The sequence below is a fragment of the Bacillus cereus group sp. Bce019 genome, assembly GCF_051781745.1.
GTDB classification, from domain to species: domain Bacteria; phylum Bacillota; class Bacilli; order Bacillales; family Bacillaceae_G; genus Bacillus_A; species Bacillus_A cereus.
Genome location: NZ_JBPWJX010000001.1, coordinates 599738 through 622018, shown reverse-complemented (window position 1 = coordinate 622018; position 22281 = coordinate 599738). Strand labels below are relative to the sequence as shown.

Here is a 22281-nt window from a genome sequence, read left to right as displayed (position 1 = left end):
AAATATACAATTTCTATTTAAAGTCTTGATACAGTCTATACTATCAACCGCAATATTTTTTCAACCTTAAGAATACTTACACTCTTTAACACTTTCCTTATAAACATGATTTTTATAAGGAAATCTGATACAATTCTTAAATAATATTATTATGTATAGATATAACGAACATAGTGCATAATTAAAGAAGGTGATTTCATTGAAATTAAATAAAAATTTACAATTATGTATATTAATCGGAACATTAATATGCTATTCAATCTATTTTATGTTTTTCTATCTGTTCCCTACTCATTTTTCAAATTCAGATGTACGCTTCGCTTCACTTGTCGTTGAAGCCATTACATTTGTATCACTGATTTACTCTATATATTCTAAAAAAGTCAGTTCAAATCCGTTTTGGATATGTATTACAATAGCAATTGGTAGTTTTTTATTAGGGAAAATAGTATATACATATCAAGATAGCTTCTTCGAAATTCCAATACATCGTTTTACGGTTTCTGATGTATTTTACATGTTTTTTCTATTTTTCTGTCTTATCGCTTTCTGCTATAAAATCTTAAAGGAATGCAATAAATGGGAAAAAGCGTTCTTTATTTGTGATATATGCATAGTGCTTACTTCCATATTTACATTAGAATGGTATTTATTTAATCAACCAAATTTAAATATATTCGCTCTTTCACTAGGAGATGTTTTCCTTTCATTTTTATACCCAATTGCAGATTTATTATTTCTACTGCTAGGTGTTAGTCTCTTTTTCCGTCCAACAATTTTTAATTCCAAACGGAAAATTTATATCTTTATTTTTGTATTAATAAGTTCTGCAACTTTTAACTATATTTATTTTTACTTAAATAACCACTTATCAACTGAAACGATAATATTATTACGTCTTTTATATAGAATACCTATATTACTTATTGCAATAGCTGGCTCTATTTCAGAAGATCATAATAGCCATAGAAATTATTTCCTTGTAAACCCTATAATAGGAAAAAAAGCTTTAGTTGTATTTCCCTATCTTGCTGTTGCAATACTAATCGGGTTTACATTAAAAGAACAAACATCATCTTCAACTCTCATTACAGGGAATTGTATTACTTTTATTTTCGTACTCATTCGTCATTCTATCGTACGTATGCAAAACAATTCCTTAACAAAACGTTTGCAGGCATTTAATGCCCAACTAGAAGAAAAAGTTACTTTACGGACGTCTGATTTAGTTCATAAATCAGAGGCTCTTTCTCAAAAACAGCAAAAGTTTAAATCATTATATGAATATCATCCTGACCCTATCTTCACCATTGATTTAAATGGAATATTCTTAAATGTAAATAAGGCTGGGAGTGTACTACTTGGGGCACCAACGGATGAGTTACTAGGTGAAACTTGTTTTTCGATCATTTTAGATGAAGATAAGCATAAGCTAGCATTAGCATTAGAAAAAGTGAAACAACAAGAATCGGCATTCTTACAACTTAGTTCTCAATATAAAGATGGCTTTACTTATTTTTTATACGTTACAATCATTCCTATTATAATAGACGGACAAATTTCAGGAAGCTATATTATGGTGAAAGATATTACTGCACTAAAAAAACAGCAAGAAGAAATAAAATATTTAGCATTCCATGACACTGTAACGAAAATTGGTAACCGTGCCTTTTTCCATAAGAAATTAAAGAGAGTTATAAAAAATGCTAAAATAACAGAAAGCGAGTTTGCATTATTATATTTAGATTTAGATCGCTTTAAAGCAATTAACGATACACTTGGACATTCATCAGGAGATTACATATTAGAAGAAGTAGCAAAGCGATTCCAATCATGTCTTCCATCACATACTCATCTTTCAAGAATCGGTGGCGATGAATTTACAATCATAATTGAAAACTATACTGACGAAGATTACTTATTCCAATTATGTAACCAATTATTTAAATGCATGAAAAAGTCATTTATCATACATGAGCATAAATTAACTTTATCACTGAGTATCGGCATCGCTATTTATCCACATTCCGGAATCGATACCGCTACACTTCTGAAAAACGCTAATGTTGCAATGTATGATGCAAAAGCAAAAGAGCTTAATTCTGTCTCTATTTATGACGATGTAATCGCTAAAAAAATTGAAAGACGATTACGATTAGAAAAAGATTTACCAAACGCACTACAAAATGAAGAATTGTTCCTTTTGTATCAACCTCAAGTTGATAGTGAATCTAATAAAATTATCGGTGCAGAAGCTTTAATTAGGTGGAATCATCCTGAATTAGGTATTATTTCTCCATACGAGTTTATTCCGATTGCAGAAGAAACACTACAAATTATTTCAATAGGTAAATGGACATTAGAGCAGGCTTGTAAACAAATGAAACGTTGGCACGCACTCGGATATTCACATTTAAAAATAGGTGTAAATTTATCTGCTAAGGAATTTGAACAAGAGGATTTTGTAAGATCTATTTCTTCTACTTTAACAAATACAGGTTTACCAGCAAGCTCTCTTGATCTTGAATTAACAGAGCGAATTGCAATGATGGATGAGCGAGAAACATTGATAAAACTGCGTACACTAAAAAGTTTAGGGATTCACATTTCTATCGACGATTTTGGTACAGGTTATTCTTCGCTAGCCTACTTACCTTTGTATCCAATTGATACGTTAAAAATCCCGAGAGAATTTATTACAATGTCTGAAACATGTGATGATGGAATGGAAATTATTAAAACGATCATCACATTAGCAAATACATTAGGAATGTCTGTCATTGCTGAAGGTGTAGAAACGAAAGAGCACGTAAATTTCCTTCAAAAAAATAAATGTCAGTTTATTCAAGGTTATTATTACAGTAAACCTATTCATATTCATGCATTTACTGAGCTATTAGAAAACGGCATTCACCCATAGTACATAACTAATTAGAACAAATATAGCAAAAAGGAAAGAAGATACCTTCTTTCCTTTTGTTTTTCTATTTACATTTCTATTACTTCACCACTTCATTTATTATATCTATTATTTGATGAATTCCCTCATCATTTGTTTTCTTATATCCATTCATGTTTTGAATATATTTCTCCTTATTTGTATACAACTTATTTACTGCATGTATAAATGTATTCGTACTTACTCTGTCTTGGAGTATAACTTCCGCATATCCTTGCCGTGAAAAATATTCAGCATTTAAAACTTGATCTCCCCTACTGGAACTGTTAGTTAACGGGATAAGCAACATCGGTTTCTTCAAAAATAACAATTCAGAAATAGCAGTAGAACCCGCTCTAGAAACTACAACACTTGCCATATTTAGTATATGCGGCAACTCGTCGCCTATATATTCAAATTGCATATATCCCTCCATGCCAATAGATGGGTCTACCTTCCCTTTACCACATATATGAATAATATTAAAGTTTAATAGTATTGTATCTAAACATTCCCTTACCATATCATTTATCCACTTAGCACCTTGACTCCCACCCATAATTAATAATACTGGTTTATCTTGCTGAAATTCACAATATCTTCTTCCTCGTAATACGTTACCCTTCTCAATTTCTTCCCTTACAATTGGTCCTACATAAACCTTCTTCTCATTACTTACATTTTCTCCTGTCTGAGGAAATGTTGTGCATAGCTTTGTAGCAAAAGGTAATGCTATTTTATTGGCAAGCCCTAATGTGCTATCTGGTTCACGTATAATTATAGGCACACGATTTAACCATGCTCCTATAGCTACAGGAACTGAAACAAATCCTCCTGCTGAAAAGATAACGTCAGGCTTTGTTTTCTTAATTAAATTATAACTTTGTAAACAACCGCGTATAATTTTAAAAGGATCTTTAAAATTCTCCCAATCCCAATATCTCCTAAGCTTTCCCGTTGAAACACTATTGTATTTAACATTTTGCACTAATGATTTTTCAATTCCATTTTTGGATCCAATATACTCGACTCTCCAGCCTTTCTCTATAAATTTAGGAATTAATACAATATTAATCATAACGTGTCCGGCTGTACCGCCCCCAGTAAAAAGAATCGTTTTGCTCATAACTTATACCCACCTTTATTATTAAAAATCTAGCTTTCTCTTTACCTTTTAAATGTAAATAAACTTATTATTTTTTATATAAATCTTTAACTCCACCTCTATATCTTGTAAAAGATCGTTAATGAGTTCATAAAAATCATTTCCATACTCACTACACTCGTATTGAGCAAAGATTTGAATCACATATCTAGTTTCCGTCTCTAATGCTGACTTTATTCGATTAACCCTTTTTTCTTCTACATACGCTTGATATTTATGTATTGCCTCATAAATAAGCAATACATGCGCTTCTTCATCTCTCCAGTCCAGCGTATCAACAATTGAAAGAAATAGCGTATTTTGATTATCTATTACTTCATAACCATTCATATATTTCTTACACCCTTTTTTGTTTTTCATTGCACGCAGATGTCACTACACTTCGCATACTCAAGTACATCTTTTAATGATTGATGAAATTCAATTTCTGGGATCCAACCTAAATTTTTTATTTCCTCTGTTGCTAAACTCTCATTTGAGTCGCTCCCACTTTTCTCTGTTTCCTCTATAAAAAAATTTAGCTGTGTTAATTCTTTATATTGTTCTAGTACATCTAATAAAGATCGTTTTACTCCTGATCCGATATTATATTGTTTTCCATTTATTCCATCTCGTAATAACACATGATACGCTTTGACCGCATCACGTACATCTAGAAAATCTCTACTATCTTTCAAACTGTTTACTTCGATAATAGCCTTACTTCTACCTGATTCTATATCTATTATTTTCTTTGCGAGAATCGAACAAATACCATTCGATACCCCTGGACCAATTAAGTTTGAGGGCTTTGCAATGATAATATTTGAATCCATTAATCCTCCCCAAGCCTCTGCAATAATGACTTGCATCGTTTTACTTAAACTATATGGATTTGAAATTTTCATTTCGTTCATACTATCTGCTTGCAAAGCAGATCCTATAACTAATGTTCTACAATGCGAGGCTTCTTGCTTAATTGCTTCTAATAAATATAACGTTCCTATTACATTAATCTCTATATACTCAAGAGCAGCTGTCCAAGATTCTATAACCGAATTCCTTCCTGCTAAATGCAATACGTAGTCTGGCTTTATTTGTTTCATTACCTTCATTACTTCGCTCTTATTAGTTAAATTACACGTAATACCATTTCTAATTTTTTCTCTATGTGCACGATTTTGAAACATAGGAATTACATGAAAGCCCTGCTCTAAAAAATAGTGGCAAGCATGGCGGCCTGTGAAACCATTTGCACCAGTTATTAAAAGGCTCGCATTTTTTTTCATCGCAAAAACCCTCCTTTTAATAGCATTTGTTTCACCTCATGTTTTGCAAGTAAATCTTGTTGAGAACTAAAACTCTTCACATCCACTAGCGGATAGCTAGAATAATATTCTTGAAGTCCTTCGATAGGAATCGTCGGTAGTACCACAAAATAATTTTGATCAAAACTTATACTTGTTTTACTCTCTACCTCAGATAGAAGCATTTCACTTAATTTTTCACCCGGTCTTATCCCTACCTCTTTCACCTTAATATTTTCTTTTTTTGAATCTTCAATTAATATTTCTACTAAATCTGTTATTTTACATGCCGGCATTTTCATAACAAAGATTTCTCCGCCTCTACCTTGAGATACGGCTTTAAATAACAATCCAACAGCATCTTCAACTGTTAAGAAAAATCTAGTCATATTCGCATCGGTAATCCCTACTTCTGAAGATCTTTTAATTTGTTGTTTAAAAAGCGGTACTACACTTCCACTCGTTCCTAAAACATTTCCACCACGAACACAAATGAATTTTGTTTTCTTCGTTTGTATATTCGCATGAACCATTAATTTTTCACCAATTGCTTTTGTCATCCCATACGTATTTGATGGATCAGCTGCTTTATCCGTTGAAACATATATAACTTTTTCAACTTGCATCTGTGTAGAGGCTTCAATTACATTTTGCGTACCATGTATGTTAGTTTTTATAGCTTCATAAGGATAATACTCACATACTGGAACGTGTTTTAAAGCTGCAAGATGGAATACATAATGTACACCTTGGCATGCATAGACTAGTTGATCTTTATCACGAATATCTCCAATAATAAATTTTAGCCTATCATCATTTATAAACTGTTGCTGCATTTCAAACTGAACCGTTTCATTTCTTGAAAAAACTCTAATTTCTTTCGGTGATTTTTCTAATAGTTGTTTTATAAGTTCATGCCCCCACGAACCTGTACCACCAGTAATTAAAATTATTTTATTTAACATTCCTTTTCCTCCTACGAAACATCTCAATTTAAATAATATTTATTGAATTATTTTCAATTGATTCAAATCATAATCGTCGTTTGTTACATTTAATTGACAAAATAAAAAAACAGAAACTATTAAACTTAGTTTCTGTTTTTCATTTCACCTCACAACAGTAAGATTTTCCATACTGTTTGCATGATAAATAAATTCCTTGTAAAAAAACACCGCTCATTTATTTCTTATACTCGTAATAAAATAAATAGAATGATTCATAGCCAATAATCATGTTTAAATTTATGAAAAAGGGAGGTAACGGAATGGACCGAAGCAATTCAAATCATACATATAACGGACCTTCCAAAGCACTGCCTCTCTCCCTATTTGACGTAAAAAATGAATTAAAACAAAAAAGCAAGCTTATTCCTTCTGATACCATGTATAAATTAACAAAAGAAGAGCAACTCATCATCAACAAAATAAAAATACAAACAGAACAGCTAAATAAAAATAATGTTACAAGAACACGCGCATACTACCAATTTTACATTCAATATCCAGAAATACATTGGGCACTGCTTGGACATATGGTATCACGTAACGGCGGTTGGAATATGACTGATTTAAAGGGGGATTTATATACGAGAATTTTATCAGAGAAAGATCAATTCATATTTTTTTCTTTTTTAGAAAGAGGGAATTGGCTTATTTTCCAAGATGTATACCCTCAATTTTTACTTTACGAACAAAGTGTAAAGAGATCACAAAAGTTATTTCACCTTCTCCCTCACCTAAATGTTTCTACATTTATGGAAACGATGTGGAACCATTTTTGGAAAACAGGTAACAAAAAAACTTTAGCGATTGCCACTATTATTAATGAACAAAACTACTTAGAAAAAAGAGTGATTCAAAATGTACAATTTAAAAAGACTGTACTAAATAGTATTGGATTTAAACTCTTTGATTTCTTTCAGTTTAATCATATTCTTTTCCCATTCTACGAAAATGATAAGAAACAAAAAGTATTACTATTTGGTGATACAATGAAACATTTCACTTCCTTACATGAACGGATATTAATTGGAAAAAGATTGTACTCATTATTATTTCGAGATACACATGTTTTATCTCAAATAATAAACTGGGCTCAACACCATCCACATACAGGATCAAGGAAAGATTACTGGCCCCATTTATTTTCAAGTGTAAATGAATCTTTTTCCCGTGAGTTTTATAAGCGCCGAATAAAGAAATGCCAGTTACGAAATGGCGCTTATCGCATATACAGCCCTGCACTCATCTATGCATGGCGAGATATGAAGCATGAAGAAGTTGACAGTGAAGATTGGTTTACCGATTGGCAAGTTGTAAATTACTTAGTTGATAAGGAGGAAAATATAAATGGACAAATTACAGAAGACTACTGCAAAACACTCGAAAAAATTGAACTCGCCATTCTCGCAAAGAAAAATGTCCTCCTCCGAGAAGAAGAATGAGTTTCTAGCATTAGTAGTTACAATCTTTCTCTCTTCTATTATTGGAACTTGCTTAGATGCCTTTTTTGTTCATAAACAAATATATTCCTTTCCGGCTAGGCCCTTCTCATCCACATTTTCGGTTAATATAGCTTTTACATTGTTCGTACTGCCGATTTTAACAGTTATCTTTATACACATTTCAAAAAAATTATCTAACGTTTCTAGAATTTTATTTATTATTTCAATCGGTATTTGTGCTAGCCTTTTTGAACAGATTGCTGAAAGTTTAGGTTTATTTGTACATAGCGCGAATTGGAACCATACATATTCTTTATTTGGTTATATGATTTTTCATTCTTTTATTTGGAACGTATATAATTGGATAAAAAAATAAAGAGACCATTATAGGTCCCTTCTTAAGCATACTCTTCCGTTATTGCTAATGGTGCCAATGTTTGAAGGCTTTTAGAGCGTAAACGATAGGCAACGACTTTCTTCTTATATTGCTTAATGACATCAACATGTTCTTCATAGCTATATAGCGAAAATCTAATCTCTTTATTCCCTTTCTTCGTATCAATGACTATGGGTGTCCCTTCTCCGTGCGGCGGGAAATAATGTTTATCTAAAAACAAAGCCTCATTAAATTCATGAATAACTTGTAGTTTCATTTCTCCCTCTATATTTTTTCCATCTATCGATATAGAAGTATTTTCCGCCTCAAGCTTTTGATGCAATTCAAATTTACTAATAATTGATTCTACAACAGAAGTGGGCATGCTAGAAACTAATACTTTAATAGCTCCAAAAACAAATAATGTAACTATAAACCATGTTGTCATTGTTATCATCTCCATTACATTTAAAAAATAAATTTCGTTCCATACGGTATTAGTATACTAATGAGTATTCCAGTTACAATCATCGTTACCGAACCGATTGTCGCCTCTTTCTCGCCTTCCTTCACGAGACGGCTCACACCGATAATATGTGATGCACAGCCCATTCCAACTCCTTTTCCAATCGTACTTGTTATACTGAAAAACTTAAGTACTGTTGGTCCGATCATAGCGCCTGTTATTCCTGCAACAACTACAAAACTAGAAGTCATAGATGGAATACCACCAATTTGATCCGCTAATGATAGGGCAATAGGCATCGTTGCTAACTGTGGTAAAGTAGTTAATATAAGTTCCTTATCTATATTTAAAATTCCGCCAATCACTACATTCATACTCGTTACAGCCACTATACCTATCACTACTCCAATAAGTATCGATAAAAAATTTTTCATAAGTATCTTTCGCTCTTTAAATAGAGGTATGGCTAATGCTACAATTGCAGGGCTCAATAAGCTTGAAAGAATGTCTCCTCCATTTTCCCTATACTCATGATGAGAAATACCAAAAATGAAAAATAAACAAATCATAATTGCCGTAACTGTTAACACCGGTAACGTAAATGCAAACGTAAATTTTTTATATAGCTTTGTCGCCAAGAAATAAATTGCTACAGTAATAATAATTAAGACCATTTGAATCGTGCACCTTGTCGATTTTATTTTTTTGTTGTTATTAATAATTGACTTATATACCCTGAAACAATCAAAGTTACTACAGTACTTGCAACTACTAAAAGGAATATAATACTCTCCTTACTGAAAAGAAAAGACCCGTATTCCATGAGCCCTGTTGTCGAAGGGATTAAAAATAACGGTAAAAATACGATTAACTTTTCCGCACCTAACTCAAACCATTTTAACGGTAAAACGCGAGTGGAAAGGAACAGGAACAGTATTAACATCCCTATTAAACTTCCTGGCATTGATAGATGGAATACTCCTTGAATCCACGTACCCACTAGGCTAAATACATATTGCACGCCTACTTGAAGTAAAAGCGTCACGTACTTCATTTCTTTCCCTCATTTCACTATCACACATCCATATTATGAAATCTCATTTAGCGTGTTGGCAAACCGTTTAATTCCAAGTTGAATTTGTTCTATATTCGCTCTACCAAACGTAAATCGTATATATTCATTTTTCGAACCTAAAACACTGCCCGGAACAAATGCGACACCATTCTGTATAGATTCACCTAATAAGTGATATTCATCAAACTTTCCTTTCACTTTACACCATACATGTATTCCACCCTCTGGCACGAAACATTCAACTCGATCTCCCAATGTTCCTTCAAGCTCTGCAATTAATACATCTCTTCTTTGCTTCAATTGTCCACGAAGTATCGTAATATGTTTATGGAAATCCTTTGATTCTAAAAATTGATTTGCTACCCACTGCGTAAATACACTATGGCCAAAATCAACTTGTTGCTTTGCATCTGCTAAACGCTCAATTACACGTGTAGGACCAATTATCCATCCAATACGTAATCCTGATGCAACAATTTTTGATAATGAACTTATATAAAGAACATTTCCATTTTGGTCCATTGATTTTAATGTCGGGTTCACTTCTCCATTAAAAGAGATTAAACTATACGGATCATCTTCTACAATTGGTATACCGAACTCAGAAGACAGTTCTAAAATTTTTTTACGTCTCGCTAATGAAAGCACAGTCCCCGTCGGATTCTGATAATCTGGATTCAAAAACACCATACGAATGCGATGCTTTTTGTGCAAATCGATTAAGTCATCTGGATTCATTCCATGCTCATCAACAGGTAAATGAAATATGTTTAAACCGGCCGATTTAAACATTGGAAGCGAAAAACAATACGAAGGATCTTCAATCGCGATCGCATCACCAGGTTTTAATAAACATTGAACGATAAGATTAAGCGCCTGTTGTGCTCCTGACGTAATAAGAATAGAGCTTGAATCTGCTTCAATTTGTTTATATTGCTGAACATGTGCTGCAATTGTTTTTCTCAACATCTCATTTCCAAGTGGATGATCATAACCGAGGTTTTCCATAAATGTTTTCTCCGACAAAATTGTTCGAAATCTATCACTTGGAATTAATTCTGGTGACAGTTCACCGCTTGCTAAATTAATTAAATCATCTTTTTGTGTTTCCGTTCGAATTTGTTGAACGAGTGGTACGTTAGGTAAGAACGATCCATCCTCCACGTACCTACCCCAGTTCGGTATTCGTTTATGTGAGACACCCCATATGTCTGTATTGACCCGTGTTCCGCTTCCCTTTTGCCGTTCTACTACTCCAAGTGATTTTAATTCTTCATACGCAGCTACTATTGTACTCCGGTTCACCTGTAATTCCTTTGCTAACATACGCTCAGAAGGTAACTTACTATCAGAAGGAAATTCACCTGAAGAAATGCCTCTTTCAATATAATCCGCAATTTGTTTATATACAGGTGTCTTATCTGCACGATTTGGTTTCCATTCCATCTAGTTTCCTCCTTTCAAAACGAACTATCCTCATTTTTTACTAACAGTATTCACCGTAAAAATAGTATTAATTAGTCACATTTTCTTATCCGTAAATGGATATATCCAAAATGGTTCTCTTTCTGATTACTCAATAGCTTCTGAAATTCCAACTTCATACTCTCATTTCAGTTCTTTTACAAACTATTAAATCATTACCGCGTACCATGTTACCCCGGCCAGTAGAACAAAAAGAAGAAGAATATAGATTGCAGATAAGTTTTTCACATTTCTTTTTGTAGACTTACCGTAATTCTCCTCCACGTTTCTTGCAACTAGTACAGTCCCAAATAGCGATACAATTACAATAATAACGACTAGTAAAATTGCAAAACTCATTGTCTTTTCACCTCTCTAAGACCCATCTATTTTAATTAAAGAACTTACATAAAAACCTTCCTCTTTAAAACGTCGATAACATACTACCTTTCTTCTCTTATCATAATAGATGTTTGCAAAAAGCGGACCAACCACTTTCATGTTTTTTTGCTCATCCACTTAAAAAATAAAAAGCAACTGATCACTTAGGACCAGTTGCTTTTTTCACACGATAATTTTTCATTTAAAATTAATTCGATTTAAAAGTTTCGCCTTTTCATAATGAAACATCGACTGAGATAACTCAAAAATTGTTCCATTTACAAGATACACTGTATTTTCAATAAGAAGCGCCGGATCACCTTCATTTAATTCTAAAAGCTGTGCATTTTCTTTATTTACTTTTTCACAACTAATAACTTTATCAGCAAAACCAATATTTAATCGTAAATCTTCAATGAAATAACTGTATACAGAGCTTAATGCTATTTCTTCGTTCAAATATGGAATAATATCCTTTTTGAAATAACTTACTTCAATAGAGAATGGTTTAGCATCTACAATTCTTAAGCGCTTCAAAAAATACAACCTAGTTCCAGCTTCGCATTGCATCCGCTTTGCTATCTCTTCGTCCGCATCTATTACTTCCAGCTCTAACACTTTCGTTTCAATATTTTGTGAAACAAGATTTTTCGTTAATCCACGTAAACTTCCTAAATTAATGTAATCTGTTACAGAAGTTTCGCGTAAAAACATGCCACTACCTTGCACTTGAAAAATATAACCTCTATTCACAAGCTGACTAATTACTTTACGTATCGTATTACGGCTTACTTCAAATCGATTCATCAACGCTTCTTCTGTAGGTAGTTTTTTCGTTTCATTAAAAAGCCCATCTCGAATGTTTTGCTCTAACACATCTGCAATTTGTTTATACTTTGCACTCATACACTTTCTCCTAAAATACGCTTTTATCTGTTATAACTCTTCCCCTCTCGTTTCGATCACACGTTTATACCAATGAAACGAAAGTTTCTTCTTACGTTTTAAGTTATCATTATGATCGACAAAAATAAAGCCATATTGCTTTTTATATCCATTTAACCAACTTAAAAGATCAATCACTGACCATGCATAATAACCTTTTAAGTTAATTCCCTCTTCAATTGCACGCTTCATTACTTTTAAATGCGCTTCAATAAATTTAATTCTCGGAACATCTACAATTTCTCCGTCAATGATTGGATCTTCATCACCAAGTCCATTTTCCGTTACATACATCTTTATGTCACCGTAACGCGCTTTCAACATATGCAATCCCTCTAAGAAACCTTCGGGAGATATTTCCCATCCCCATTTTGTATATGTTTTATCATCCATTTTAACTGTTCGATAAAAACCATCAAAAGAAGGGTTACCTGGAGCAAGCGTTGAGTTTTCTCGAGAGTGTTCCTCACTCTTTATATCCATATCGTATCTTTCTACTCGTATTGGTTGATAATAATTCAAGCCAATAAAATCATTTTCTTCTGCATTTTGTTTAATGATTTCTAATTCTTCAACCGTCCAATTAGGAGTCCATCCTTTTTCCTTTAATTGTTGTACAACATAAGACGGATACTCGCCTTTTAAAATTGGATCATAATACCAATACGTTTCATATTCATTCGCATGATTTGCTGCTTGTATATTTTCTTTTTGATCATCCACACTATAAGCTGGTAAGAAAACATGTGTAATCCCAATCTCACCATATTGTTTCAGCTGCTTGTACACCGCAACTGTTTTCGCGTGTGCATAAAATACATAATGAGTCGCTTGAAAATACTTTGGAACATCATTTTGTATTCCTGGTGGATGTGCACCTTTTAAATAACCTAATCCACAAAACATTACGGTCTCATTAAAAGTAATCCAATGCTTAACTCTGTCACCAAATGCCTTAAAACAAGTTTCTGCATATTTTACGAAAGCCTCTGCTGTTCTTTTATTCGTCCATCCACCATCTTTTTCTAACGGTAATGGTAAATCCCAATGATATAAAGTGACAAACGGCACAATCCCGTATTTTAAACATTCATCAATTAAGTTGTTATAAAATTCAATCCCTTTTTCATTTACCTTTCCATCTCCAGTCGGCAATATTCTCGCCCAAGAAATAGAAAAACGATACGATTCTAATCCCATCTCAGCCATTAAGCGAACATCTTCCTTATATCGATGATAATGATCAACAGCTACATCACCATTTGTTCCATTGTATGTTTTGCCAGGAATTTTTGAAAACTCGTCCCAATTCGTAACACCTTTTCCATCTTCATTCCATGCACCTTCTACTTGATAAGAAGCTGAAGCAGCTCCGAATAAAAAATCATGTGGAAACTTCATAGTATATACCTCCATTTCATTACAACAAATCAAATTCAATCATACATATAAAATTTATAGGTACAAATTTTATATGTATGATTATATCTTATGTTTTTATTTTTTTCTATTATAAAAGTACAATTTATATTGTTGGTTATTGGAAAAGAAATAAGAAGCGATATATTTTATCGCTTCTCACTCTCATCATCTTTATTCTTTTATTAATGACTTATTCGCTCTTATAACTTCTTGATACAATAATGGTGACCACTTTTCATTTATGTAGTCTTGAATTACCCAGCCTACTCTCGCAGGATTCTTTTGTTTTATATGGTTTGCAATTTCAGGATTTATATAAGAGGCATAGTAATATGGACTATTCCATGCTGTACCACCAGAAGACAAGCTTGTAAAATTTATATATAGATGATTTAAATCCTCGCTATTGTTCATCGTTTCATTCATTGTATCTTTAATAGATTTTACTTTCTCATCATAACTCACTTTATATTTATCTTGTACTGTTACATTTACATTTTGATTTACAGTTGTGGTAAACGTCTCATTATCTGGCCAATAAAAATTATTATATCCTCCAGATTCATTACTACCACTATATCTTTTTAGTAGTACAATTTTCCCACGAGCATCTCCAAGTTTTATATTTCCTTCTGTTTTTAAAAAGATAGGATCAACAAAATAATTTTTTTCAAACGTACTACTAAATGAATCTTCTGCCCCTTTCATATCCTCATACTCTTTTTTTAAAGACATAATAATCGTTTCACTCGGGTTATCTCTTAAAAATTGTTTCGCTTCGTTTATGAATTCATGCAGTGTTACATAAAGATATAATGGCCCATGATGAAGAACTATCGTATTATCATCTGTTAAACGTCCTCTTATATCAAAAATGCGAGCTCCATGGTCCATTTGATAGCGAAAATCATATTCTTGCGTCATTCCCCATACTTGCTTAATCGGATTTTGCAACTTGAACGTCCCACTATCGTGTGTTCCTGGAATTGAAATTCGTGCTAACGGGATATTATCAGGTATAGGTTGCATCCATTTCGACCAATTTTCAAGCTCATTAACAGAGCTAGCTGCAACTACTCTCTTATCATGTAAAGCAAATACAAATGTGATAAATATTGTACTACATATGAATAATTTCAAAATTAACTTCTTATTGCTCATTATTATCCCTCTCTTTTTCTGTTTTTATATCAAACTTATTGAATATAATATAAGCTAGTTCAGAAAAAATAAATAACATTTCATCAATATGAAATATTGCATAGAAATAAAGTTAAAAAATCATTCACATATACTAAATTAGAAAATTTAAAGGAACTTCATCTGAAGTTCCTTTTACTTATTTTATGTTCAATACGTATGAACCATCTTTATTCTCATATTTATAGACGTATAAATAATATTTACCTGGCTTTGCATTATAAGTTCCTTTAACTACATTGCCTTCATTTTCACCATATGCTACATAGTTATTTAAATCTGATTCATGATGAAGTACCCATGTCATTCCGATATTTTGTTCATTTAGTAGAGAAATATTAATATTTTCCGGCGAGTCAATTTGGAAAGTAAATACATCTACTCTATCACTATTATGTAGCATTCCTTTCACCGGTGTATGAAAGTTAACTTTATTTGCCTGTCTAGGCTCATTATTTGGTTCATTTTCTGTTACTTGTAATTCATTCCCACCGTTTGGTTTTCTTTGTTCATAGCCTAAGTTTACTAGTATAGACTTCAAATCTGGTAAAACACCAATTTTATCTGCATATGGATTTTTAGATTTTGTTCCTGTGCTCTGGTTGCTTAATATTGCTCTTAGTTCACTAGGTCTATATGGTTGTCCTACATTTTCTTTAGCAATGCTTTGTACTAAAGTCGCTGCCCCAGCAATAATTGGCGAGGCACTAGATGTTCCGCTAAAGCTTGAAGTATAAAGATTTACAGCACTTCTACTTTGTTCAGCTGTAGTTGTATCTACATTTTCTCCCCATCCGTACACATCAATACGGCTTCCATAATTCGAAAACCACATACGTTCATGAGGGAAAGATGAAGAGCCAGCGCCTACCATAATTGCACCCGAATCTTTAAAATCTTTACTATTACGATTTAAGACTTGCTTACCTTTTCTATCTTTGAACTGGTCTAAATCATTCCACCCATTTGCTCCAGCCTCTATAATTACAATCCCTTTATCTGTACCAGCACGAATTGCATCAAAAATATCTGGTTGTACTTCAACAGGTAAATATTTATCACCATATCCATCAAAGGATGCTTGCGCCTCTAATAATAAAACATCCCCAGCTTCTAACTGATTTACAGCGCTTAATATTGCATCAGCCGTATTATACTGTCCGTTATCTCTTATTTGAGAGATAACCTTTGCTTTCGCTTTTGGCGCAATCCCAATATTCCCGACTTCATTGTCCTCAGAGGATACAATTCCTAGTACAGACGTCCCATGACCGACATGCTGATCTATATTTCTTCCAGACATTAATTCAATATTTTGATGTAATAAATCCTCATGATTTAATAGCCATCCGTATTCCATATCAACAAAAGTAATACCATTTCCATTACCGCCTTGAATTCCCCAGGCGAAAGGCACATTAATACCGTATGGGGCTGCTTCAAGATAACCTTGTTTTTTAAATCTAGGATTGTTATTAGGATTAAGAGCTACACTTGATGATTGCACTTCAGGTGGCATTATTTTCTCTTGTTTCTTCATATACGCATCTTCTATTAAAGAAGATGCCTTTAACTTATCTACTATTTCTTCTTCATACCCACTATTTTGATTTTGAAGAATATAGTAGTTTAATAGACTTGTAGATACATGATTAGGTGCTTTCACTTCAAGGTTTTGTATTTGTTCCGGGCTTACAGATGTGAATAAACGAGTAAATGTTACATCTGGATATTCTGTCAAAAGATCTTTTATTATTTTATCATTCGTTTGAGATTGTATTTGTTTTTCAATACCATCTTCATATGGCAAATCCAAATCCGCTTTAAATTTTACAATGATTTGCTTATCTGTTTCTTGTTCTATCCCTAATTTACTCTGCTGTTCTATAGAATCAGCATATACACTATTGATAGTGCCTCCTGTTCCTAAAAGTGTTGTAATGATTACAGTTGACGCACACATTTTTTGAAATATTTTCATTACATCAATCCTCCTATTAATAATTATTAATCATTATATTAATCTATACTGATTAATTCTATAACGTATTCCCTTTCTACTAAATAGATTATAGTAATCAGAAATATGAACTTCAATGTATTTTCATATGCAATATTTCATATTCTGACTCTACACTAAACGAATATGAAACTTATAGTGATTATTTATTTTATATGTGCTAATATACTTACATTAATATATTACGCATATACACATTTCAAACTACATTACTTAATCGTTTCACCTTAATTTTTTCTTAGGAGGATTTACAATGAAATTACTAAAAATAAAACATATAATTCCTTTATCTGCGGCCGCAATTACATTCGTATGTAGTCAAAGTACAGCTGAAGCTTCTACCATTCATACAGTAAAAAAGAACGATACACTTTGGGGCATTAGTAAACAATACGGAGTTTCAATACAATCCATTAAACAGGCTAATAATAAAGGAAACGATAAAACCTTTATTGGCGAACAGTTACATATTCCAGGGTCCGTGAAATCAAATGAAATCACTGTTCCTCAAAATGCCAAGCCTGTGAACATTTCTGAACAAATTATTTATCAAGTACAACCGGGAGATTCATTAGAAACGATAGCAAAGCGTTACAATGTCACTGTCCAATCTATAAAACAAATGAACAATACAGTCGGAAACAAGCTTTATACAGGACAACATTTAAAAATCAACTCAAGTATTTCACAAAAAGAAAAAGACTTAATGGCACGCTTAGTTACCGCTGAAGCAGGTGGCGAATCCTATAAAGGAAAAGTAGCAGTAGCCAAAGTTATACTAAATCGTGTAAATGCAAAAGGTTTTCCAAATACAATAACAGGCGTTATTTATGAACCTATTAAATACGGATATGCATTTACTCCTGTTACAGATGGAAGAATTAATCAACCTGCAAGTGCAGAAGCAAAAATGGCTGTAGAAGAGGCTATCTCCACAAATGGAGTACATTCAGACTGGATTTATTTCTACAATCCAAAAACATCAACGGACAAGTGGATTACGACACGTCAAACAGTAGCAGTAATTGGTAATCATGTGTTTGCTAAATAAGATTTAAAATCATTAACAGACCTCTTCACTTAAAAGGTCTGTTTTTTTCTATGTAAGATGTTATTAATCATATGACATAGTTATTTTTTAAACTGTTTCTTCTTTCAAATAAAAATTTTTGTATTTACTCCACCACTCGTAGAAATTAATAAAGCATCAAGTTCAAAAACTCCCACTTTATTAATAAAAGCTATTTCTTAACTTCATAAAATTGTTATACACTAGAAAAATAAAAAATAAACTATTCGTTAGCAGGTGGAAGAATATGTATGATGTTACGATTATCGGCGCTGGAGTAAGTAGCATTTTTATGGCTTATTCACTAGCTAAAAGTAACAAAAAAGTTTTAATTCTTGATAAAGGTAAAGCGCTAGAAGATCGCCATTGTCCTTTAGACGAAGGAAAAGTGTGTAATTGTACTACATGTGATAAATATTTCGGGTTTGGTGGTTTAGGCAAATCTGAAGGGAAATTTAATTATACAAACGGATTTGGCGGAGAACTTGAGAAAAAAGTCGGTAAAGAGGGTTTTTTACAACTCATGGCTGAAGTAGATGAAATTCTATGTCAGTTTGGTGGAAGTTCGGTTTCAAAATATTCTACTGAAAATTCAAGTCTCACTAAGAGAGCTGAAGCGTGTGGTTTACAAATGCTAACAACAGAAGTAAGACATCTTGGTACTACACTTTCCAGTAACATTTTTCAGCAGCTCTATGAATTTTTACTGACGAAAATAAAGATCCAATTTCATATAGATGTACAACATATTCTGAAACAGGAAGATCATTTTACAATAGATACAAATCAAGAAACAGTTCAAACTAAGCAACTAGTATTTGCAACTGGGCGCTCTGGGGCCGATTGGTTAAAAGAAATGTGCAGTTCCCTAAATATTTCTCAGGAGCAAACACGTGTAGATTTAGGAATTAGAGTAGAAATGAAAGAACATCAATTACGTTCTATATTAAAAGATACTTTTGAAACAAAACTTTCTTATCAAGGTGAGCATTTCACAGCAACTACTTACTGTATGAATCCAAAAGGACGCATCATTCGAAAGTACGAAGAAGGTTTAGTTATGCCTGACGGTCAAAATTTTCGAGAGCAAGGAACTGGCACTTCTAATTTAAATTTCACTTTATTTATTCCTAGCTATTTTCCAACTCTCAAAGAAGCAAATGTATACGCAAGTTCAATTATTAAAGGCATTAACCAAGGACGAGATCGGATTGTTATACAGCGCTTAGAGGACTTACTAAAGAAACAACCTACGGCGGAAAACAGCATGGAACATAGCCGTATACAGCCTACACTACAGGGGGATTATGGAGATTTGAATCAAGAAATTCCTCAATTATATATTGAAGGGCTCAAAGAATTTTTATTACGTTTAGAACAATTTATACAAGAACCTATTGATCAACATACTTTACTATATGGAATTGATGGAAAGTTCTATGCTCCTACGATAAAAATTAATAATCATTTTGAAACTAGTATACATGGGCTATTTTTAATTGGAGATTGTTCAGGCGTTACGCATTCATTATCTCAAGCAGCTGCAAGTGGTCTGTATGTTGGAAAGTACTTATCTGACATTTAATTTCTATCATTAAAATGTCAGTCAAATATTTTCAATTTCAAAACACTTTACTTACATATAGTAAAATTATATTAATAAAACCCCTATCCTTCCCTGCTAATAATTAACCGACAAAAAATCGGGATTTTACAAAATACATATGTAATATAACTGTATATTTAAAACGATTGACATTCAATTCTAATAAATTGAATGTCAACAGTTTTAAAAGTCTCTATCCATTTTCACTTTTATTTGTTCGATATTTTGTAACATCATCATAGTGTTTAATATGGTAGGATGTCTATAAGTCAATTTCACTACAACTATGACTTGTTCTGCCCGTTTCTCAAAAAGAGTTATATTTATGCTACTACGCTTTAAAAATCCCCATTGTATATATATGAATACTTCAAATTATTCCCTTTAGAAAACAAAGTCTAAATGGTTCATTACACTCTAATAGTTATAAAAACATAATATATAACTTTAGTTAAATAAATTATATAAAGAAGGTGTAAAAATGAAGAACAAAATAAATTTACAAATGCAAAATATAAGTTTTGTTATAATAATGGCTTTAGCGGTATGGTTAAAAACATATCTTATTACGCGATTCAGTTTTGATTTAAAAATCGAGTCTTCAACGCAAGAGCTCATTTTGTTTATTAGCCCTCTAGCCGCATCATTAGCATTTGTTGGATTAGCATTATTTGCAACTGGTGAAAAGCGAAATTATATAGCGCTCTGTATTAATTTCTTATTAACAATCGTGCTTGTTGGAAATGTAATGTTCTATGATTTTTATAGTGATTTCGTTACATTACCAGTACTTGGACAAACCTCAAACTTCGGCCAATTAGGCGGCAGTATTATAGAAATATTAAACTACAAAATTATACTCGCATTCGTAGACATTGTTTTCTTCTTTATTTTATTAAAAAAGAAATCATTGGTCTTTAAAACAGAACGTGTAACTCATTCTACGCGCTTGTTATACTTTCTTTTAACGATTGGTGTATTCTTTGCGAATCTACATCTTGCAGAAAAAGAGCGCCCTGAATTATTAACAAGATCATTCGACCGAGTCATGCTTGTCAAAAATTTAGGCTTATATACTCACCAAGTATATGACTTAACACTGCAAGTAAAAGCTGGGTCACAAAAAGCACTTGCTGATAGTAGTAAATTACAAGAAACTGAAAACTACGTAAAAGCAAATCAAAGCGAGCCAAACCCTAATATGTTTGGTGCAGCGAAAGGAAAAAACGTAATTGTCGTCACTCTTGAATCCTTGCAGACCTTCTTAATAGGCGCATCAGTGAACGGGCAAGAAGTTACACCATTCCTAAATGAATTCATAAATGAAAGTTATTACTTTGATAACTTTTTCCATCAAACTGGTCAAGGGAAAACATCTGATTCTGAATTTCTAATCGATACGTCGTTGTATCCATTAAATCGAGGAGCTGTATTCTTTACACACGGTAACAATGATTATACTGCAACTCCAGAAATTTTACGTCAGCAAGGTTATTTCACTTCTGTATTTCATGCGAATAACGCAACATTTTGGAATCGTAATATCATGTACTCTGCTCTTGGTTATGATCGTTACTATAATGAGCTTGATTACAAAATTACACCAGAAACAAATTTAAATTGGGGATTAAAAGATATCGAATACTTTGATCAATCAGTAGATATATTAAAAACTGTTAATCAACCATTCTATGCTCGTTTCCTTACTTTAACAAACCATTATCCATTTACGTATGATGAAGATACAAAATTCATTGAACCATACAACTCTGGTAATGGCGTATTTGATCGTTACATCGTAACAGCACGTTACTTAGACGAATCCATTAAAAAATTTATTGAACGTCTAAAGGCCGAGGGGCTTTACGATGATTCTATTATTGTGTTATACGGTGATCATTATGGTATTTCCGAAAAACATAATCGTGCAATGGCACAGTTTTTAGAAAAAGATCAAATAACAGAATTTGATACTTTAAATTTACAACGTACACCTTTATATATTCATATTCCTGGACAAACAGAAGGTCAAACTATTTCAAAGCCTACTGGACAAATCGATATGAAACCTACTATTCTAAATTTATTAGGTGTTGATTCTACGAATGATATTCGTTTTGGCCATGATATGTTTTCAGATGAATATACTGGCTTTGTTGTTTTACGTGATGGTAGCTTCGTTACAGATAAGTATGCATACAAAAACAACACTTTCTACGACCGTATAACAGGTGAAATTGTAGATTTACCAAAAAAAGAAGCTCAAGCCCTCATTAAACGTGCCCAAAATGAATTACGAATGTCTGACAAAATTATTGAAGGCGATTTATTACGCTTCTCAGAAAGCAATAAAATTAAAACTGGCGAAGTACAAACTAAAATTAAAGAAACAGAAAAATAATCTATATATGAAAAAGGAGCA

General features: G+C 32.6%; 19 protein-coding genes. 6 read left to right on the top strand and 13 right to left on the bottom strand.

The window, feature by feature from the left end:
• The first annotated feature begins 199 nt into the window (after positions 1-199).
• Positions 200-2920 carry a putative bifunctional diguanylate cyclase/phosphodiesterase gene (locus ACS2QP_RS03295; RefSeq protein ID WP_332284169.1) on the top strand — a complete coding sequence of 907 codons (2721 nt, stop codon included), beginning with the start codon at positions 200-202 and terminating at the stop codon, positions 2918-2920.
• Between the two features lie 79 nt (positions 2921-2999).
• Here ACS2QP_RS03295 and ACS2QP_RS03290 read toward each other — a convergent pair whose 3' ends face one another.
• Genes ACS2QP_RS03290 through ACS2QP_RS03275 form a run of 4 tightly spaced genes read right to left on the bottom strand, consistent with a single transcriptional unit; the run spans position 3000 to position 6354 of the window.
• Positions 3000-4064 (bottom strand): undecaprenyldiphospho-muramoylpentapeptide beta-N-acetylglucosaminyltransferase, encoded by a 1065-nt coding sequence (locus tag ACS2QP_RS03290; protein ID WP_000047562.1) that lies wholly within the window; start codon positions 4062-4064, stop codon positions 3000-3002.
• Positions 4065-4112: 48 nt separating this feature from the next.
• Positions 4113-4463 (bottom strand): DUF6572 domain-containing protein, encoded by a 351-nt coding sequence (locus ACS2QP_RS03285; protein ID WP_002164458.1) that lies wholly within the window; start codon positions 4461-4463, stop codon positions 4113-4115.
• Positions 4460-5371 carry an NAD-dependent epimerase/dehydratase family protein gene (locus ACS2QP_RS03280; RefSeq protein ID WP_000739078.1) on the bottom strand — a complete coding sequence of 304 codons (912 nt, stop codon included), beginning with the start codon at positions 5369-5371 and terminating at the stop codon, positions 4460-4462. The genes ACS2QP_RS03285 and ACS2QP_RS03280 overlap by 4 nt, the downstream gene beginning before the upstream one ends.
• A complete protein-coding gene (locus ACS2QP_RS03275) occupies positions 5368-6354 on the bottom strand; it encodes a UDP-N-acetylglucosamine 4,6-dehydratase family protein (protein WP_119683851.1) in 987 nt (328 codons plus the stop codon). The genes ACS2QP_RS03280 and ACS2QP_RS03275 overlap by 4 nt, the downstream gene beginning before the upstream one ends.
• Before the next feature lie 302 nt (positions 6355-6656).
• Between ACS2QP_RS03275 and ACS2QP_RS03270 the strand changes: the two genes are divergently transcribed.
• Together ACS2QP_RS03270 and ACS2QP_RS03265 are read left to right on the top strand one after the other, a co-directional pair.
• On the top strand, positions 6657-7835 hold the full coding sequence (locus ACS2QP_RS03270; protein ID WP_438882128.1) for a DUF2515 domain-containing protein: 1179 nt from the start codon (positions 6657-6659) through the stop codon (positions 7833-7835).
• A complete protein-coding gene (locus ACS2QP_RS03265) occupies positions 7810-8211 on the top strand; it encodes a CBO0543 family protein (protein WP_033693203.1) in 402 nt (133 codons plus the stop codon). The genes ACS2QP_RS03270 and ACS2QP_RS03265 overlap by 26 nt, the downstream gene beginning before the upstream one ends.
• Before the next feature lie 22 nt (positions 8212-8233).
• Here the strand turns inward: ACS2QP_RS03265 and ACS2QP_RS03260 are convergent, their stop codons facing one another.
• From ACS2QP_RS03260 to ACS2QP_RS03220, 9 genes are all read right to left on the bottom strand, one after another.
• Positions 8234-8659 (bottom strand): YfmQ family protein, encoded by a 426-nt coding sequence (locus tag ACS2QP_RS03260; RefSeq protein ID WP_000214634.1) that lies wholly within the window; start codon positions 8657-8659, stop codon positions 8234-8236.
• A gap of 20 nt (positions 8660-8679) precedes the next feature.
• Complete coding sequence (locus tag ACS2QP_RS03255; RefSeq protein ID WP_000242940.1) at positions 8680-9351, bottom strand: LrgB family protein; 672 nt, start codon at positions 9349-9351, stop codon at positions 8680-8682.
• Positions 9352-9374: 23 nt separating this feature from the next.
• Positions 9375-9731 carry a CidA/LrgA family holin-like protein gene (locus tag ACS2QP_RS03250; RefSeq protein WP_438882127.1) on the bottom strand — a complete coding sequence of 119 codons (357 nt, stop codon included), beginning with the start codon at positions 9729-9731 and terminating at the stop codon, positions 9375-9377.
• 33 nt (positions 9732-9764) lie between these two features.
• A complete protein-coding gene (locus ACS2QP_RS03245; protein ID WP_438882126.1) occupies positions 9765-11198 on the bottom strand; it encodes a PLP-dependent aminotransferase family protein in 1434 nt (477 codons plus the stop codon).
• 186 nt (positions 11199-11384) lie between these two features.
• The gene (locus ACS2QP_RS03240) at positions 11385-11576 is read right to left on the bottom strand and encodes a hypothetical protein (protein WP_438882125.1); all 192 of its coding nucleotides are present in this window, start codon (positions 11574-11576) and stop codon (positions 11385-11387) included.
• Between the two features lie 219 nt (positions 11577-11795).
• Positions 11796-12503: a GntR family transcriptional regulator gene (locus ACS2QP_RS03235; RefSeq protein WP_001274912.1), complete on the bottom strand. Its 708-nt coding sequence runs from the start codon at positions 12501-12503 to the stop codon at positions 11796-11798.
• Positions 12504-12533: 30 nt separating this feature from the next.
• Positions 12534-13943, bottom strand: a complete 1410-nt coding sequence (locus ACS2QP_RS03230) for a glycoside hydrolase family 1 protein (RefSeq protein WP_000671628.1) — start codon at positions 13941-13943, stop codon at positions 12534-12536.
• A gap of 192 nt (positions 13944-14135) precedes the next feature.
• Entirely contained in the window at positions 14136-15125 is a 990-nt protein-coding gene (gene plcA / locus ACS2QP_RS03225; RefSeq protein ID WP_000066298.1) for a phosphatidylinositol diacylglycerol-lyase, read from the bottom strand.
• A gap of 178 nt (positions 15126-15303) precedes the next feature.
• Complete coding sequence (locus tag ACS2QP_RS03220) at positions 15304-17145, bottom strand: S8 family peptidase (RefSeq protein WP_332284172.1); 1842 nt, start codon at positions 17143-17145, stop codon at positions 15304-15306.
• A 292-nt stretch (positions 17146-17437) separates the two neighbouring features.
• Here ACS2QP_RS03220 and ACS2QP_RS03215 point away from each other — a divergent pair, with 292 nt between their 5' ends.
• From ACS2QP_RS03215 to ACS2QP_RS03205, 3 genes are all read left to right on the top strand, one after another.
• Positions 17438-18235 carry a cell wall hydrolase gene (locus tag ACS2QP_RS03215; protein ID WP_332284173.1) on the top strand — a complete coding sequence of 266 codons (798 nt, stop codon included), beginning with the start codon at positions 17438-17440 and terminating at the stop codon, positions 18233-18235.
• Between the two features lie 265 nt (positions 18236-18500).
• On the top strand, positions 18501-19838 hold the full coding sequence (locus ACS2QP_RS03210) for an NAD(P)/FAD-dependent oxidoreductase (protein WP_332284174.1): 1338 nt from the start codon (positions 18501-18503) through the stop codon (positions 19836-19838).
• Positions 19839-20340: 502 nt separating this feature from the next.
• Positions 20341-22260, top strand: coding sequence for an LTA synthase family protein (locus tag ACS2QP_RS03205; RefSeq protein ID WP_000791027.1), 1920 nt, complete (start codon positions 20341-20343; stop codon positions 22258-22260).
• Positions 22261-22281: the final 21 nt, after the last annotated feature.

Coding starts and splice junctions, on each gene's coding strand:
- ACS2QP_RS03290 (WP_000047562.1), bottom strand. CDS start 4,064: ATGAGCAAAACGATTCTTTTTACTGGGGGCGGTACAGCCGGACACGTT.
- ACS2QP_RS03285 (WP_002164458.1), bottom strand. CDS start 4,463: ATGAAAAACAAAAAAGGGTGTAAGAAATATATGAATGGTTATGAAGTA.
- ACS2QP_RS03280 (WP_000739078.1), bottom strand. CDS start 5,371: ATGAAAAAAAATGCGAGCCTTTTAATAACTGGTGCAAATGGTTTCACA.
- ACS2QP_RS03275 (WP_119683851.1), bottom strand. CDS start 6,354: ATGTTAAATAAAATAATTTTAATTACTGGTGGTACAGGTTCGTGGGGG.
- ACS2QP_RS03270 (WP_438882128.1), top strand. CDS start 6,657: ATGGACCGAAGCAATTCAAATCATACATATAACGGACCTTCCAAAGCA.
- ACS2QP_RS03265 (WP_033693203.1), top strand. CDS start 7,810: ATGTCCTCCTCCGAGAAGAAGAATGAGTTTCTAGCATTAGTAGTTACA.
- ACS2QP_RS03260 (WP_000214634.1), bottom strand. CDS start 8,659: ATGACAACATGGTTTATAGTTACATTATTTGTTTTTGGAGCTATTAAA.
- ACS2QP_RS03255 (WP_000242940.1), bottom strand. CDS start 9,351: ATGGTCTTAATTATTATTACTGTAGCAATTTATTTCTTGGCGACAAAG.
- ACS2QP_RS03250 (WP_438882127.1), bottom strand. CDS start 9,731: ATGAAGTACGTGACGCTTTTACTTCAAGTAGGCGTGCAATATGTATTT.
- ACS2QP_RS03245 (WP_438882126.1), bottom strand. CDS start 11,198: ATGGAATGGAAACCAAATCGTGCAGATAAGACACCTGTATATAAACAA.
- ACS2QP_RS03240 (WP_438882125.1), bottom strand. CDS start 11,576: ATGAGTTTTGCAATTTTACTAGTCGTTATTATTGTAATTGTATCGCTA.
- ACS2QP_RS03235 (WP_001274912.1), bottom strand. CDS start 12,503: ATGAGTGCAAAGTATAAACAAATTGCAGATGTGTTAGAGCAAAACATT.
- ACS2QP_RS03230 (WP_000671628.1), bottom strand. CDS start 13,943: ATGAAGTTTCCACATGATTTTTTATTCGGAGCTGCTTCAGCTTCTTAT.
- plcA (WP_000066298.1), bottom strand. CDS start 15,125: ATGAGCAATAAGAAGTTAATTTTGAAATTATTCATATGTAGTACAATA.
- ACS2QP_RS03220 (WP_332284172.1), bottom strand. CDS start 17,145: ATGAAAATATTTCAAAAAATGTGTGCGTCAACTGTAATCATTACAACA.
- ACS2QP_RS03215 (WP_332284173.1), top strand. CDS start 17,438: ATGAAATTACTAAAAATAAAACATATAATTCCTTTATCTGCGGCCGCA.
- ACS2QP_RS03210 (WP_332284174.1), top strand. CDS start 18,501: ATGTATGATGTTACGATTATCGGCGCTGGAGTAAGTAGCATTTTTATG.
- ACS2QP_RS03205 (WP_000791027.1), top strand. CDS start 20,341: ATGAAGAACAAAATAAATTTACAAATGCAAAATATAAGTTTTGTTATA.